This window comes from Halorubrum sp. Atlit-8R, from assembly GCF_003666025.1.
Classification (GTDB): Archaea; Halobacteriota; Halobacteria; order Halobacteriales; family Haloferacaceae; genus Halorubrum; species Halorubrum salinarum.
The window spans coordinates 357,001-370,519 of the sequence record NZ_QPLV01000001.1; the positions used below are offsets into that span (position 1 = coordinate 357,001).

The following is a 13,519-nucleotide window of genomic DNA, read 5'->3' on the forward strand; positions in this document are numbered from 1 at the left end:
AATCCCCGCCTTGCCCGCCGAGGTCGCTACGCTCCGCCGCCGCCGGGCCGCGTTCGGACCCACCCCTCGTCGCGGTACTTCTCCGCGACGAGCTCCTCGGCCCGTTCCAGCTCCGCGTCCGTCCACGAGCCGTCCGTCTCCACGGTCGCGTCGGGCGCTCCTCCCGCCCAGTCCGCCAGCGCCGCCTCGACGGCCGCGACCGCGTCCGCGCGGTCGACGTCGACCAGCTCGTCCATCCCGACGACGCGCTCGCGGAACCCTTCGGGCGTCACCGGCGGGTCGTCGAAGACGCCGAGGTGGCGGTCCGCCTCCGCGGAGAACGTCAGCGACCCGTGCTGGATCACCGCCTCACGCTTGCGGTACTGCGCGTTGCCGGCGATCTTGCGCGGTCCATTTCGGCCGTCGTCGGCCACCACGTCGTGCGCCGGGTGAAGCTCGCGGAGGTAACACGCCGGGTGGTACAGCTCCGGCAGCGGATCCTCGACGTAGTCGGCGTCGATCCCGAGCCGGTCGAATGCGCCGAGGACGGGCTCGCAGAGCAGGTGATAGCAGTCGAGCAGCTCGCCCGGCACGTCGTCCGCGGGGACCGCGATGGAGTACGCCACGTCCCCGCGGCCGTCGTGGTAGATCCCGCCGCCGCCCGTCTGCCGCCGGGTCGCGTCGATCCCCTCGCGCTCGCAGAACCCCCAGTCGACCGTCTCCGGCTCCTGGTGGCGCCCGAGGGTGAGACAGCTCGGTTCCCAGCGGTAGGTGCGGAGCGTGGCGGGCCCGCCCGCCGCGGCGGTCTCGGCGGCGACCTCGTCTAACGCCATCTGCATCGGGCCGGGGCGGGCCTCCTCGCGGATCAGCCGCCAGTCGACGGCGGGCGCGGTCATACTGCTCCCGTGAGGCGCCGCTCCGAAAGCGGTTGCGCTCGGCGTCGCGAACGGCGAGATTCGGATTTGCTATCGCAGTATGCGATTTATCGGCCACCGATCCCGAACGCGCGTCCCTTTTAGGAATCGGCGGAGTAGGGGCGCGTATGGTGCGAAACGTCGCCGGCGACATGGCGGAGCTCGACCCCGAGGACTTCTACCTCCTCTCGGGCGTCGAGCAGGGGATGCGCTTCTCGGAGTGGGTGCGCCGCGACAAGCTCCCCGACTACGCGGACCTGACGCGCGAGGAGGTCGACTACCGGGTCGACCGGTGTCTCGACCGGGAGCTGATAGAGCGGAAGACGATCCAGTACGAGGGGTACCAGCTCACCTTCGAGGGGTACGACGCGCTGGCGCTCCGGACGTTCGCCGAGCGCGAGACCATCGACGGCGTGGGGTCCCCCCTGGGGCTCGGTAAGGAGGGCGACGTGTACGAAGCGCAGTCGTTCCGGCCGCTCGCCCTGAAGTACCACCGGGAGGGGTACACCAACTTCCGCGAGGTGAACCGCGAGCGCGAGTACACCGCCGACCGCGACCACGTCTCGTGGCTCTACACCGCGCGCAAGGCGGCCGAGCGCGAGTACGAGGCGATGGAGGAACTGTACCCCGACGTGAGCGTCCCGCGGCCGGTCGATCACAACCGGCACGCCATCGTGATGGAGAAGTTCCCGGGCGTGGAGCTGTCGCGCGCGAAGCTCGACCCGGAGCAGGCGGTCGGGGTCCTCGATCTGATCCTCCGAGAGCTGGCGACCGCACACGACCTGGGCTGGGTCCACGCCGACGCGTCCGAACACAACGTCGCCGTCGCGGAGAGCGGCGTGACCATCTTCGACTGGCCCCAGGCCGTGCCGGTCGACCACGAGAACGCGCGCGACTTCCTGAAACGCGACGTCGAGAACCTCACGCGGTACTTCGCTCGCAAGTATCCCCACGAAGTGCCCCGAGAGGCCGATGTCGACGGTATCGCCGCCGCTATCGCCGACGGCTCGTTCGACAGCGTTCGAGCGTTCGACGACCGATAAATCAGATAGCGCGATATACAATTTCTATCGGGCAGTACGACGACGGCCCGGTCCGACGCGGAACCACCGCGTTGAAACCGGTCGCTCGCGAGATCCCCGAACAGCCCATGGAGGACTCGGACCCCAGCCGCCTCGCAGCCCGGATTACCGAGGGAGACGCCGAGGCGGTCGTCGCGACCGTCGCGCGCCTCGAGGCGGTCGACGCCGAGACTCGCAAGCGCGCGCTGCGCGCCGTCAGAGACGCGGTCGACGACGGGACCCGCCTCGACGAGGCGGCCGTCGAGCCGCTGACGTCGTTCCTGACCGACGACGACCGGGCGGTTCGGCTGACGGCCGCGAAGCTGTTCGTCGCGCTCGCGCGGACGGCCCCGGAGGCCGTGACCGCCGCCGCCGATTCGCTCGGGGGGCGGCTGGCGGACGACGCGGAGTTCTACTACGTCCGGGCCCGCTGCGCCGAGGCGCTCGGGTACGTCGCCGTCGAGTCGCCCGAGGCGGTCGCGGACCCGGCGACGCTGGCCGACCTCCGCGTCGGACTGGAGTTCGACGAACCGGAGGTGAAAGAGAAGCTCGCGAAGGCGCTGGCGCACGTCGCGCTCGGCGATCCGGGCCGGCTCCGCCACCACGTCGACTCGCTCGCCGAGCACCTCGACGCCGACGACGAACTCGTGCGCTACCACCTCTGTACCGCGCTGGTCGCGATAGGCTGTGAACGCCCCGAGCGGTTGACGGCCGCCGAGGCCGCCCTCAGCGAGCGCCTCCGCGACGAGAGCCCGTACGTCCGGGGACGCGCCGCCGAGGCGCTCGGCCTGCTCGCCGGAACCGAGCCGCCGGGAGAGCGCGTCGGCGCGGGCGACGCGCTCGACGAGGTCGTCGCCGACGCGGCGCCGTCCTTCCTACTCGACCGCGCGGAGTTCTGCCGGCGCCGACTGGCCAATCCGGCGTCAGATCCGGTGTCCGGCGTCGGCACCGTCGAGTCGGTCCGCGAGGGGACGGCCGACGCGGTCGCGGCGATGACGGCCCCCGACGACGGCGCCTGCCCGCACTGCGGCCTCGACTTCGCCGACGGCGGCCCGCCGATGTGCCCGCGCTGCGGGACGCCTCGCTGACAATTTTGGCCGGCCTAAAGATTCGGAACTCTTTTGAATAGTTAGGCGAGCCTAAAACGTATGGCAGATGAACGGCCTGACCGGCTGGAATCGTCTCGACGGGACTACGTCAAGTACGGCGCCGCCGTCGGGGTCGGCGGCCTGCTCGCCGGCTGTACCTCCGACGCCGGCAATTCGTCGGGGGCGACGGACGACGGCCCGGAGACGGAAAACGAGACGACAGAGGGGGACGACGGCGGGACGACGAGCGCCGAGGAGTCGACCGAGGACACCGGGTACTCGGTGACGATGTCGCCGGCCGGCACGGTGGAGTTCGACGCGGTCCCGGAGACGGCGGCCGTGTACTCCAACCACGACGCCGACATTCTCGTGTCGCTCGGTCAGTCCGACGTCATCTCGTCGCTGGGCTTCCCCGAGAACTACAGCGCGCAGTACTACGACGAGCTCCCGGGGGTGTCCCTCGACACGAGCGCCCTGACGAAGCTCTACGACGACGGCGTCGACAAGGAAGTGTTCTACGAGCTCGACAGCGACGTTCACCACATCGACCCGGTGTGGATGAGCGGCTGGTCCTCGTTCGACGAGTCCGACTTCGACGAGATCGAGTCCAACATCGCCCCGTTCTTCGCCAACTACCACAGCCGGACGAACATCGCGCCCGACAGCGCGTCCGACTACCAGTTCTACACCATCTGGGAACTGGTCGACAAGTACGCGCAGGCGTATCAGGTGCCGGAGCGCGGGGCAGAGCTGAAGGCCGTCCGCGACGAGATGGTCGCGGACATCCGAGCGGACCTCCCGCCGCAGTCGGAGCGGCCCGAGGTCGGCGTCGTCTGGTACGATCAGAAGAAGGAATCCTTCTGGGTGTACCACCTGAACGAGCCGGGATTCCAGAACGCGCACACCCGGCCGCTGCGGGCGAACGACGCGCTCTCCGAGTTCGACAGCGGTCCCCGGAGCGGCTGGTCCGACAGCGCGCTCATCGACATGGAAGCGATGCTCGACGCCGACCCCGACGTGCTCCTCCACTTCTCGGACTGGCAGAATCCGGACGGGGCGACGGAGGCGTTCTTCGCCCTCGACGAGCACCCGGTCGGGAAGGAGCTCACCGCCGTCGAGAACGACCGCCTCTACGCGAGCGGCGACGCGTTCCAGGGACCGATCATCAACATCTTCCAGATCGAACTCACCGCGAAACAGATCTACCCCGACCTGTTCGGCGAGCCGCCGGAACCCGGAAACACCGGCGGACTCGGTGAGATGTTCGACCCGCAGCGCGTCGCGGACATCGTCAACGGCGACATCTGACCGATGAGCACCACCGACCCCGAGGCGACACACGACTGCGACCGCGACGTGGCCGTCGTCGGCGGCGGCCCGGCCGGCTGCTCCGCGGCCGTGTTCTGCGCCCGCGAGGGGCTCGACACGGTCGTCTTCGACCGCGGCCGGTCGTCGCTCAAGCGCTGCGCGCACCTCGAAAACTACCTCGGCTTCCCGGCCGGAATCGACATCGAGACGCTGTACGGGCTGATCCACGACCACGCCGAGACCGCCGGCTGCGAGATCGACTCCGACCTCGTCGAGTCGGTCGACCGCGCCGACGACGGTGAGGGCTTCGTCGTCGACCCGCAGGAGGGCGACCCCGTCACCGCTCGCCGCGTGATCGCGGCGACGCGCTACGACGGCTCGTACCTGCGCGGGCTCGCTGACGACGCGGCAATGTTCGAGACGTACGAGGAGGGCGGCGAGGAGCACGACTGGTTCGACCGCGAGTACCCCGACCGCGACGGGACGACGCCCGTCGACGGGCTCTACGTCGCCTCGCCCTCGGAGGAGGCCGACACGCAGGCGATCATGGCCGCCGGCCGCGGCGCGCGCGTCGCGCACCGCGTCATCGCCGACGCCCGGATCGACGACGGCTGGTGGGAAGCGGTCGCGGACGGCGTCGACTGGGTGCGCCGAGAGGCCGAGCTCGACGACGAGTGGAACGACCGCGACCGGTGGACCGAGTGGTTCGACGACCACTACGGCGACGACGCGCCCGTCGACACCGACTCCGACCGCTACCGGCGCGTCCGCGCGGCGGCCATCGACGAGTCGCTCTCGTCGTACGTCGAGCCGGACGAGATCGAGGAGCGCGCCGCCGAGGGGCAGGCCGCGCTCGCGTCCCACCTCGACGCGGACCGAGTGGCCGGGGCCGTCGACGCCGAAACGCTGCTGGACGCGGTCGACGACGAGACGCTGCTCGACGCGGTCGACGAGGACAGCGTTCGGGACCGCGCCGCCGAACTCGGCGCGACGCGGGGGGGATCCTGACCGTGGCGACGGGTACCTCCGCCGAGGCGGCCGGCTGGCGCGAGCAGTGGTTCGGCTGGTTCGACGGCTCGCTGTTCACGCTGTGTGCGGCGAGCCTCGCGGTCGTCGTCCTCGGCGGGCTCGCCCAGGTGAGCTTCGGCGCGTTCTCGATGACGATCGTCGACGCGTGGCAGGCGGTGTTCGACCCCCGCGTCGTCTTCGACGCGCAGGCGTGGCGAGCGTTCCTCCTCGGGGCCGAGCTCCCGGAGATGGGGAAACAGAGCCTCATCGTCTGGAACATCCGGCTGCCGCGGGTGTTCGTCGCGATGCTCGTGGGGATGAACCTCGCCGTCTCCGGCGCCATCTTCCAGGCCGTCACGCGAAACGAGCTGGCGAGCCCGTTCATCCTCGGCGTCTCCTCCGGGGCGGGGCTGATGATCCTGCTCGTCCTCGTCGCGTTCGCCGGCGCGACGCTCGCGATACCCTTCCTTGCGGTGTCGGCGGACCTGTCGCTGTCGCTGACGACGGTCGAACTCGGGATCTCGTCGCTGTTGCCCGTTCTGGCCGCCCTCGGCGGCGCGGTCGCGTTCCTGATCGTCTACGCCATCGCGTGGAAGAACGGCACCTCGCCCGTCCGGCTCGTGCTCGCGGGGGTCATCGTGGGCACGGTGTTCAGCAGCCTCCAGACGGCGCTGTTCTTCTTCGCGAACGACATCGGCGTCGTCCAGTCGGCCATCGCCTGGACCACCGGCTCGCTGACGGGCACCGACTGGGAGCAGGTCCGGATGGCCCTGCCGTGGACCGTCGCCGCGATGCTGCTCGCCTTGGTCAGCTCTCGGCAGCTGAACGTCCTGTTGCTCGGCGAGCGCACCGCCAGTTCGCTCGGGATGAGCGTCGAGAAGGTCCGGTTCGCGCTCTCGGGCGTCGCGGTGCTCGCGGCGGCCGCGAGCATCGCCGTGGCGGGCATCGTCGGCTTCGTCGGGCTGATCGTCCCGCACATGGTGCGCAACATCGTCGGGAGCGACTACCGGAAGCTGGTGATCGGCTGCCTGTTCGCCGGCCCCGCCCTGCTGGTCGCCGCCGACGTGGGCGCGCGCCTCGGCATGGCGGTGATCGTCGGCTCCGACGCGCAGATCCCGGTCGGCATCGTGACCGGGCTCGTCGGCGGACCGTACTTCCTCTACCTGATGCGCAGACAGGAACAGATGGGTGAGATCTGATGGCGCTCGAACCGACCGCGGGCGAGTCGAAGCGCCCGACCGAGGCCGAGGCCGACGCGGGTCGGGACGCCGAGGTCGACGCGGGCCGGGACGCCGAGGCCGACGGCCGCCTCGACGGAGAGGACCTCGTCCTCTCGTACCCCGCGAGCGACGGGCCGGTCGTCGACGGCGAGTCGATCACGGCTCCGAGCGGGGCGGTGACGGCGCTCGTGGGTCCGAACGGGTCCGGCAAGAGCACGCTGCTGAAGGGGCTCGCCGACCAGCTCGCGCCCGACGCCGGCTCGGTGCTCGTCGACGGCCGAGAGATCGGCTCGTTCGACAAGAAGGAGCTCGCACGGACGATGGGGCTGCTCTCGCAGGAGAGCACCTCGCCGAACAGCATCACCGTCGAGGACCTGGTGTACCACGGGCGCTACCCGCACCGCGGGTTCTTCGAGACGACGACCGACGAGGACGAGGCGGCCGTCGACCGCGCCATCGAGCTGGCGGGCTGCGGTCACCTCAGGGACCGCGAGGTCGGCAGCCTCAGCGGGGGGCAGAAACAGCTCGCGTGGATCGCGATGGTGCTCGCGCAGGACACGGACGTGCTCCTCTTAGACGAGCCGACGACGTTCCTCGACCTCCACCACCAGATGGAGGTAATGGAGATCATCGAGACGCTCCGGGACGAGAGCGAGGTCACCGTGGTCGTCGTCCTCCACGACATCGAGCAGGCGGCGCGGGTCGCCGACCGCGTGGTCGCGCTCAAGGACGGCGCGATCCGCGCCCGCGGCACGCCGGAGGAGGTCGTCACCGAGGACCTGCTCGCCGAGGTGTTCGAGATCGACGCCGCGGTCGACCGGACGCCGCGAGGGCCTCGGATCGAACCGCTCCGCGCCCGGCACGACGACCGCGAGCGCCCGAGCGAGCGCGTCGCGCGGGCCGACGGCGGCGACGAGTAAGCTCGCGAGCGACACGGTCGATCCCGGGTCGCCGGCGAACGGCGCTCCGCCGGGAATCGACGGATCAGAATCCTTTTCAATTTTTAGGTTAGCCTAAAAGTATGGCAGACGAACGAAGCCAGCGTCGGGCGCCGACCCGGCGAGACTACCTGACGTACGGCGGCGCGGTCGTCGGCGCGGGACTGCTCGCGGGCTGTACGGGCGGCTCCGAGGGCCCCGGGTCGAACGCGACCGACGACGAGACGACCGGCGGGTCGAACGCCACGGACGGGTCCGACGTGACGGGAGACTCGAACGGTTCGACGGCCGACGCCGGCTACACGGCGACCATGGCGCCGGCCGGCGAGGTCGCGTTCGACGCGGTCCCGGAGGACGTCATGGTGTACAGCCTCCTGTACGCCGACCTGGCCGTCGCGCTCGGGCACGGCGACGCGGTCAACTCGCTCGGGTTCGACGCCGACGCCGGCGGGAACACGCTGGACGCCTACTACGCCGACCTCGACGGCGTCTCCTTCGACCGCGACGGGCTCGCGCAGCTCAACACGGGCTCCGGCGGCGGCATCTCCGTCGACCGCGAGCTGCTCTACGAGCTCGACAGCGACCTCCACCTCGCGGACCCCTGCCTGTTCGTCTCCTTCGACGGGTGGACCGAGGACGACGTCGCCGAGATCCGTGACAACGTCGGACCGTGGTTCGGGAACATCTACAGCCGGCGGCGCTCGCAGCCGCCGGAGCCGTGTCGCGACCGGTACGAGTACTACGCGCTCCCGGAGATCGGCGAGCGCGTCGCCGCCGTCTTCCGGGAGGAGGAGCGGTTCGCCGCGCTCGACGCGGTCCGCGAGGACCTGATCGAGACGGTCCGGAGCGACCTCCCGCCGGCCGAGGACCGGCCGACGGTCGCGACGCTCATCTACATGGACGGGACCTACTACCCCTCGCGGACCGACGGGCCCGGGTTCGCGAACGCGCACGTCCGACCGCTCGGCGCTCCCGACGCCTTCGCCGGCGACGAGGTCACCTACGAGACGACGTACGACCACGAGGCGCTGCTGGAGGTCGACCCCGACGTGGTCCTCCACCAGTTCGGGATCGCCTCCTACTACGACGTGGGCGCGGTCCGCGAGGAGCTGGCGGACCACCCCGTCGCGAGCGAACTCGCCGCGGTCGAGAACGACCGGTTCTACCCGTCCGGGAACCCGGTTCAGGGCCCGATCATGAACCTGTTCCAGCTGGAGATGACCGCGAAGCAGCTGTACCCGGAGCGGTTCGGCGAGTGGCCCGGCTACGACCACGGCGACGCCTACCCCGCGATCCCCGACGGCGAGCGGCTGTTCGACCGACAGCACGTTGCGGACATCATCAACGGAGACGCCTGACATGAGCGACGACGACATCACCACGACCGGAGAATCGACCCGGCGCGACTACCTGACGTACGGCGGCGCGGTCGTCGGCGGAACCCTCCTCGCCGGCTGCGCGGGGCCCTCCGACGAGTCGGATTCCGGTGCGGACTCCGGCGAATCGGACACGGGTGCGGACTCCGGCGCCCGGGACGCGAGCTACTCGGTGAGCATGGAGCCGATGGGGACCGTCGAGTTCGAGTCCGTCCCGGAGACCATCGCGCCGTTCACCGCCGACTACATCGACATGTTGGTCGCGCTGGGCAAGGCCGACGCCGTCCGGTCCATCTGGTACCGCGGTCGCTACAAGACGAACCACTACGACGAGCTCGACGGCGTCTCCGTCGACCTCGACGGCCTCACCCAGCTGTGGAACGACGGCGTGTCCAAGGAGCTGTTCTACGAGATGGACGCGGATCTACACCTCATCGATCCGCACTCGCTGACCGACTGGCTCGCCGCCTGGGACCAATCCGACGTCGACGAGGTCCGGGACAACGTCGCCCCGTTCCTCGGGAACCTCATCTTCCGCCGCACGGACGACTGGCACGACTACCGGTACTACTCGCTGTACGAGGCCTTCGAGAAGGTCGCCGCAGCCGTCCAAGAGCGAGAGCGCTTCGAGGCGATCCGATCGATACACGACGACCTCGTCGCGACGGTTCGGGACCGACTGCCGCCGCAGGCGGAACGCCCCGACGCCGCGCTCATGTTCGCGGGCAAACAGCCCGAGGAGTTCACGCCATACCGGATCAGCGGCGAGGGCGCGAACAAGGAACACTTCCACGCGGTCGGCATCGAGGACGCCTTCGAGGGGACGGGGGTCGAGGGGTACACCGGCTCCGAATCGCTGGACTACGAGACGCTGCTGGAGATCGACCCCGACGCCTTGCTGCTCCGGTACCACGGGCGGGGGATGAGCCGTTCGGAGTTCGAGGAGACGGTCGTCGCGTACCTCGAGGACCACGACCTCGGCAGCGAACTGACGGCCGTTCAGGAGGGCCGGGTGTTCCGCGGCGGGCCGATATACGCCGGGCCGCTTCACAACCTGTTCATGATCGACCGGTACGCCACCGGCCTCTACCCGGACCGGTTCGAAGACGAACGGCTGTTCGACCGCCAGCGACTCGCGGACATCATCAACGGAGACGCCTGACATGAGCGACGACGACACCACCACGACCGGAGAATCGACCCGGCGCGACTACGTGAAGTTCGGCGGCGCGGTCGTCGGCGGCGGGCTGCTCGCCGGCTGTGCCGGCGAGGCCGAGGAGGGCTCGACGCCCGCGGACGCCGAGACGACCGACACCACCGAGTACAGCGTCGAGATGGCGCCGGTCGGCGAGGTCGCATTCGACGGCGTCCCGGAGACGTGGGAGTCGTACTTCCCGGGCTACGCCGACATGGGCGTCGCGCTCGGACAGGCCGACGGCCTCGCCGCGGTCGGCGTCAAGTCGCGGTACCACACGTCGTACTACGACGAGCTCGACGGCGTCTCCGTCGACAAGGACGAGGTCACGCAGCTGTACGACGAGGGGATCGACAAGGAGCTCTACTACGAGCTCGACAGCGACGTTCACATCACCGACCCGCAGTGGCTGCTCAGGAACTCCTTCTTCGGACTCGACGAGGGCGACGTCGAGGAGCTGACCGAGAACGTCGCTCCGTTCGTCGGGAATACGGTCTTCCGTCGGACCGACCCGTGGCACGACTACCGGTACTACACGATGTACGAGGCCTTCGAGAAGGTCGCGGAGATATTCCAGGAGGGCGACCGCTTCCGGGCCTTCGCGTCCCTCCACGACGACCTCCTCGCGCGGGTCCAGGCGGACCTCCCGGCGGCCGACGCCCGGCCCGCGGGGCTGCTGTGTTTCGCCGGGTCCGATGAGCCCGAGAAGTTCTCGCCGTACCGCCTCACCGACAAGGGGACTAACAAGAAGCACTTCCGCGACCTGGGCGTCTCGGACGCGCTCTCCGGGACCGGTGTCGAGGGGCTCTCGACGGACGACCGCGGACAGATCGACTACGAGACGATGCTGGAGGTCGATCCCGACGCGCTGTTCGTCCGCGGCCACGAGAACAAGACCCGCGCCGAGTTCGAGGACACCGTCTTGGCGTTCATGAAGGAACACAGCGTCGCAAGCGAACTGACCGCCGTCGAGAGCGGCGCGGTGTACCGCGGCGGCCCGATATATCAGGGACCGATCCAGAACCTGTTCCTGACGGAGCGGTTCGCGACGCTGCTGTACCCCGACACGTATCGCGGCGAGCTGTTCGACCGCGACGCGGTGAGCGCCATCGTCACCGGCGACGCCTGACTGCGGGCGGACGTTCCGGCGCCGCGGTCACGCCCGGGAGCCCGGCCCGCGGGCGGGTCGCGAGCGCGGACTCCGTGTGGAGCGGACCGTGGCGACGCGTCCCGTTTCGGGGCCGTGCTGACCGGTACTTTCTTGTGTTTTTAGGCTGGCCTAAAACATATGCTCGGAGGGAACCGCACCGACACCGGATCGACTCGGAGGGCCGTTCGAACCCGCGCGAGCACGTCGCCCGGTCGGCGGACCGAGGCCGGCCGTACGGACCACGACTGAACCATGGTACGGAGCGACACTGTCGGGTGGACGAGCGCGGCCACGCGGTCGCCGTCGTCGACGGAGGGGACCTGAGATGAGCGTCGACACGTACGTCGAACGAGCTCGGACCCGCGTTCGGACGGAGCGGGAGGCCCTCGACGCGAAACGGACGGCGTTCGAGCGGTTCGACCGCCGCGTTCGGTCGATATCGGCCGATCCGACGCCGGTCGCGTCGACGGGCGCCGCCGTCACCGGAACGGAACAGCGCGTGAAACCGGCGGGCGACGCCCGCTGCCGAGACGTCCGTCGGGCGTTCGAGGAGACGGTCCGGCCACACAGCCTCGACGACGTCGAGGGCTCCGGCGACGAGTCGCTGCTGGAGACGGTCCGCTCGGAGCTCACCGAGTCGATCGCGCTGGCGCTCTCCCCGGCGACCGACGCCTCGTTCAGTCCGCAGCTGAAGCGAACGGTCGTCGCCGAGACGGCCGCCCGTCGCAACGAAGTCAAGGCGCTCGAAGGGGCGCTCGCCCGCGAGGCGGCGCACCTGTCCGACGCCGCCGACGCCGTCGACGGCGTCGTCGATCGCCTCGCGGTCCTCGACGAGACGCCGCTGACGGCGCTCGGCTTCGAGGCGCTCGAGGCGCGACACGAGGCGCTCGACGAACTCCGATCGCGGTGTGCGGACCTGGCGCGGCGCCGACAGGAGTTTCTGAACGGCACGACGAGCAACGGAGCCGAGGCCGCCGTCGCTCACCGGCGGCTCCCGCCGTACCTCTACCGCGACTTCCCCGTCGATCACCCCGTCCTGTCGACGGTCGCGACGCTCGACGCGACGTGTGACGACTGCCAGCGAGCGGTGCGGAGACACCTCGTTCGGAGGGTATGACCGTGGGAAGCGGACCGCGAGGTCGGCGCGCTCGGGCGTGGGCCTGGACGTATCTCGCGATTTTCGGTCCCGGTGACGGGCGTGAGGAAGAGGACGGCGCCGACGACGCCGACGGACCGTCGTCGAGCGGGGTCGACGGCGGGACGCGAGGGGGCGAGCGATGACCGGCGCCCCGCAGTACCTCTTGGCGGTGTACATCCTCGGACATCGGAACGGGGAGCCGATCCGGACGAGCGCGGTGGCCGAGGCGCTCGACCGGTCGCCGGCCACAGTCACCGAGACGTTCCAGCGGCTCGACGATGACGGCCTCGTCGAGTACCGGCCGTACGAGGGCGCGACGCTGACGGACGCGGGACGCGAGCGGGCCGCGGAGCTTCACGAGACCTACGTGACCGTCTCGTGGTTCTTCCGGAGCGTCTTGGACCTCGACGACTCGGAGGGCCAGGCGATGCGGGTGGCGGGGCTCGTCAGTCCGATCGTCGCCGAACGCCTCGCGGAGACACTCCCCGTCGAGACGGGCGATGGCCCGGGAACCGACTCGGACGACCCGAACTCGACCGACGGCGAGCGGTCTTGACCCCGGCCCTAACGCGCCTTCACCCCGGCAGAATCCGGGTGGCGGGTACCGACTGCCGTCCCGTTTTAGGCGGTGCGAAAAATAACAGAACATAATTACTTGTCAGTGAAATCTCGGTATATATCCTATATATAGGCTCTATCGCGTGTTTTTAGGGTACCCTAATACCACAGTTTTATGATACTATGCGTTGAACGTGAGAACGCAATGAGCGCAGAAGGACTCGAACGGCAGACGCGGAGTTACCTGAGCAACGAAGTCCCGCAGATCCAGCAACACGGCGGCAGCTTCGAGATCCGCGACGTCGACGAGGAGGCGGGAACGGCGACCGTCGCTATCGGCGGCGCGTGTTCGGGCTGTGGTATCGCCCCGATGACGATGAAGGCCATCGAGCGCCGCCTGCCCGAGAGCGTCGACGGCCTCGAAGACGTCGAAGTCGTGCGGTCCGGCGGCCCGCGAGCCGCGGTGATGCCGTCGAAGACCGACGAGATGGACGAGATGGACGAGTACGAGGACTACAGCCCGCCGTTCTGACCGGGGCACCGGACGAGTCCGTCCCCGTCTTCGGGGAGAGCGCTCGAACCACGG

Annotated in this window: 13 protein-coding genes; 12 read left to right on the plus strand and 1 reads right to left on the minus strand. The window is 69.7% G+C overall.

From position 1 onward, the window contains the following. Window positions 1-26: 26 nt before the first annotated feature. Window positions 27-875, minus strand: coding sequence for a biotin/lipoate A/B protein ligase family protein (locus tag DVK05_RS01650; RefSeq protein WP_121561700.1), 849 nt, complete (start codon window positions 873-875; stop codon window positions 27-29). Between the two features lie 146 nt (window positions 876-1,021). Between DVK05_RS01650 and DVK05_RS01655 the strand changes: the two genes are divergently transcribed. The 12 genes from DVK05_RS01655 (at window position 1,022) to DVK05_RS01710 (ending at window position 13,465) form a co-directional block, all read left to right on the plus strand. After that, the gene (locus tag DVK05_RS01655; RefSeq protein WP_121561701.1) at window positions 1,022-1,936 is read left to right on the plus strand and encodes a serine/threonine-protein kinase RIO2; all 915 of its coding nucleotides are present in this window, start codon (window positions 1,022-1,024) and stop codon (window positions 1,934-1,936) included. Between the two features lie 107 nt (window positions 1,937-2,043). Then, on the plus strand, window positions 2,044-3,042 hold the full coding sequence (locus DVK05_RS01660; RefSeq protein ID WP_121561702.1) for a HEAT repeat domain-containing protein: 999 nt from the start codon (window positions 2,044-2,046) through the stop codon (window positions 3,040-3,042). A 60-nt stretch (window positions 3,043-3,102) separates the two neighbouring features. Then, entirely contained in the window at window positions 3,103-4,350 is a 1,248-nt protein-coding gene (locus tag DVK05_RS01665; protein ID WP_121561703.1) for an ABC transporter substrate-binding protein, read from the plus strand. 3 nt (window positions 4,351-4,353) lie between these two features. After that, window positions 4,354-5,358, plus strand: coding sequence for an NAD(P)/FAD-dependent oxidoreductase (locus DVK05_RS01670; RefSeq protein ID WP_121561704.1), 1,005 nt, complete (start codon window positions 4,354-4,356; stop codon window positions 5,356-5,358). Window positions 5,359-5,360: 2 nt separating this feature from the next. Further along, complete coding sequence (locus DVK05_RS01675; protein ID WP_121561705.1) at window positions 5,361-6,557, plus strand: iron ABC transporter permease; 1,197 nt, start codon at window positions 5,361-5,363, stop codon at window positions 6,555-6,557. Beyond that, on the plus strand, window positions 6,557-7,498 hold the full coding sequence (locus DVK05_RS01680; protein WP_121561706.1) for an ABC transporter ATP-binding protein: 942 nt from the start codon (window positions 6,557-6,559) through the stop codon (window positions 7,496-7,498). The genes DVK05_RS01675 and DVK05_RS01680 overlap by 1 nt, the downstream gene beginning before the upstream one ends. A gap of 101 nt (window positions 7,499-7,599) precedes the next feature. Continuing rightward, complete coding sequence (locus DVK05_RS01685; protein ID WP_121561707.1) at window positions 7,600-8,874, plus strand: ABC transporter substrate-binding protein; 1,275 nt, start codon at window positions 7,600-7,602, stop codon at window positions 8,872-8,874. A gap of 1 nt (window position 8,875) precedes the next feature. Next, a complete protein-coding gene (locus tag DVK05_RS01690) occupies window positions 8,876-10,054 on the plus strand; it encodes an ABC transporter substrate-binding protein (RefSeq protein WP_121561708.1) in 1,179 nt (392 codons plus the stop codon). Between the two features lies 1 nt (window position 10,055). Further along, the gene (locus DVK05_RS01695; RefSeq protein WP_121561709.1) at window positions 10,056-11,216 is read left to right on the plus strand and encodes an ABC transporter substrate-binding protein; all 1,161 of its coding nucleotides are present in this window, start codon (window positions 10,056-10,058) and stop codon (window positions 11,214-11,216) included. A gap of 346 nt (window positions 11,217-11,562) precedes the next feature. Continuing rightward, window positions 11,563-12,354 carry a hypothetical protein gene (locus DVK05_RS01700; protein ID WP_121561710.1) on the plus strand — a complete coding sequence of 264 codons (792 nt, stop codon included), beginning with the start codon at window positions 11,563-11,565 and terminating at the stop codon, window positions 12,352-12,354. A 160-nt stretch (window positions 12,355-12,514) separates the two neighbouring features. Next, the gene (locus DVK05_RS01705) at window positions 12,515-12,931 is read left to right on the plus strand and encodes a metal-dependent transcriptional regulator (protein WP_121561711.1); all 417 of its coding nucleotides are present in this window, start codon (window positions 12,515-12,517) and stop codon (window positions 12,929-12,931) included. A gap of 207 nt (window positions 12,932-13,138) precedes the next feature. Next, entirely contained in the window at window positions 13,139-13,465 is a 327-nt protein-coding gene (locus DVK05_RS01710; protein WP_053771741.1) for a NifU family protein, read from the plus strand. Window positions 13,466-13,519: the final 54 nt, after the last annotated feature.

Bases quoted from the DNA above. Each gene is read 5' to 3' on its own strand.
- DVK05_RS01650 (WP_121561700.1), bottom strand. From the start codon at position 875: ATGACCGCGCCCGCCGTCGACTGGCGGCTGATCCGCGAGGAGGCCCGC.
- DVK05_RS01655 (WP_121561701.1), top strand. From the start codon at position 1,022: ATGGTGCGAAACGTCGCCGGCGACATGGCGGAGCTCGACCCCGAGGAC.
- DVK05_RS01660 (WP_121561702.1), top strand. From the start codon at position 2,044: ATGGAGGACTCGGACCCCAGCCGCCTCGCAGCCCGGATTACCGAGGGA.
- DVK05_RS01665 (WP_121561703.1), top strand. From the start codon at position 3,103: ATGGCAGATGAACGGCCTGACCGGCTGGAATCGTCTCGACGGGACTAC.
- DVK05_RS01670 (WP_121561704.1), top strand. From the start codon at position 4,354: ATGAGCACCACCGACCCCGAGGCGACACACGACTGCGACCGCGACGTG.
- DVK05_RS01680 (WP_121561706.1), top strand. From the start codon at position 6,557: ATGGCGCTCGAACCGACCGCGGGCGAGTCGAAGCGCCCGACCGAGGCC.
- DVK05_RS01685 (WP_121561707.1), top strand. From the start codon at position 7,600: ATGGCAGACGAACGAAGCCAGCGTCGGGCGCCGACCCGGCGAGACTAC.
- DVK05_RS01690 (WP_121561708.1), top strand. From the start codon at position 8,876: ATGAGCGACGACGACATCACCACGACCGGAGAATCGACCCGGCGCGAC.
- DVK05_RS01695 (WP_121561709.1), top strand. From the start codon at position 10,056: ATGAGCGACGACGACACCACCACGACCGGAGAATCGACCCGGCGCGAC.
- DVK05_RS01700 (WP_121561710.1), top strand. From the start codon at position 11,563: ATGAGCGTCGACACGTACGTCGAACGAGCTCGGACCCGCGTTCGGACG.
- DVK05_RS01705 (WP_121561711.1), top strand. From the start codon at position 12,515: ATGACCGGCGCCCCGCAGTACCTCTTGGCGGTGTACATCCTCGGACAT.
- DVK05_RS01710 (WP_053771741.1), top strand. From the start codon at position 13,139: ATGAGCGCAGAAGGACTCGAACGGCAGACGCGGAGTTACCTGAGCAAC.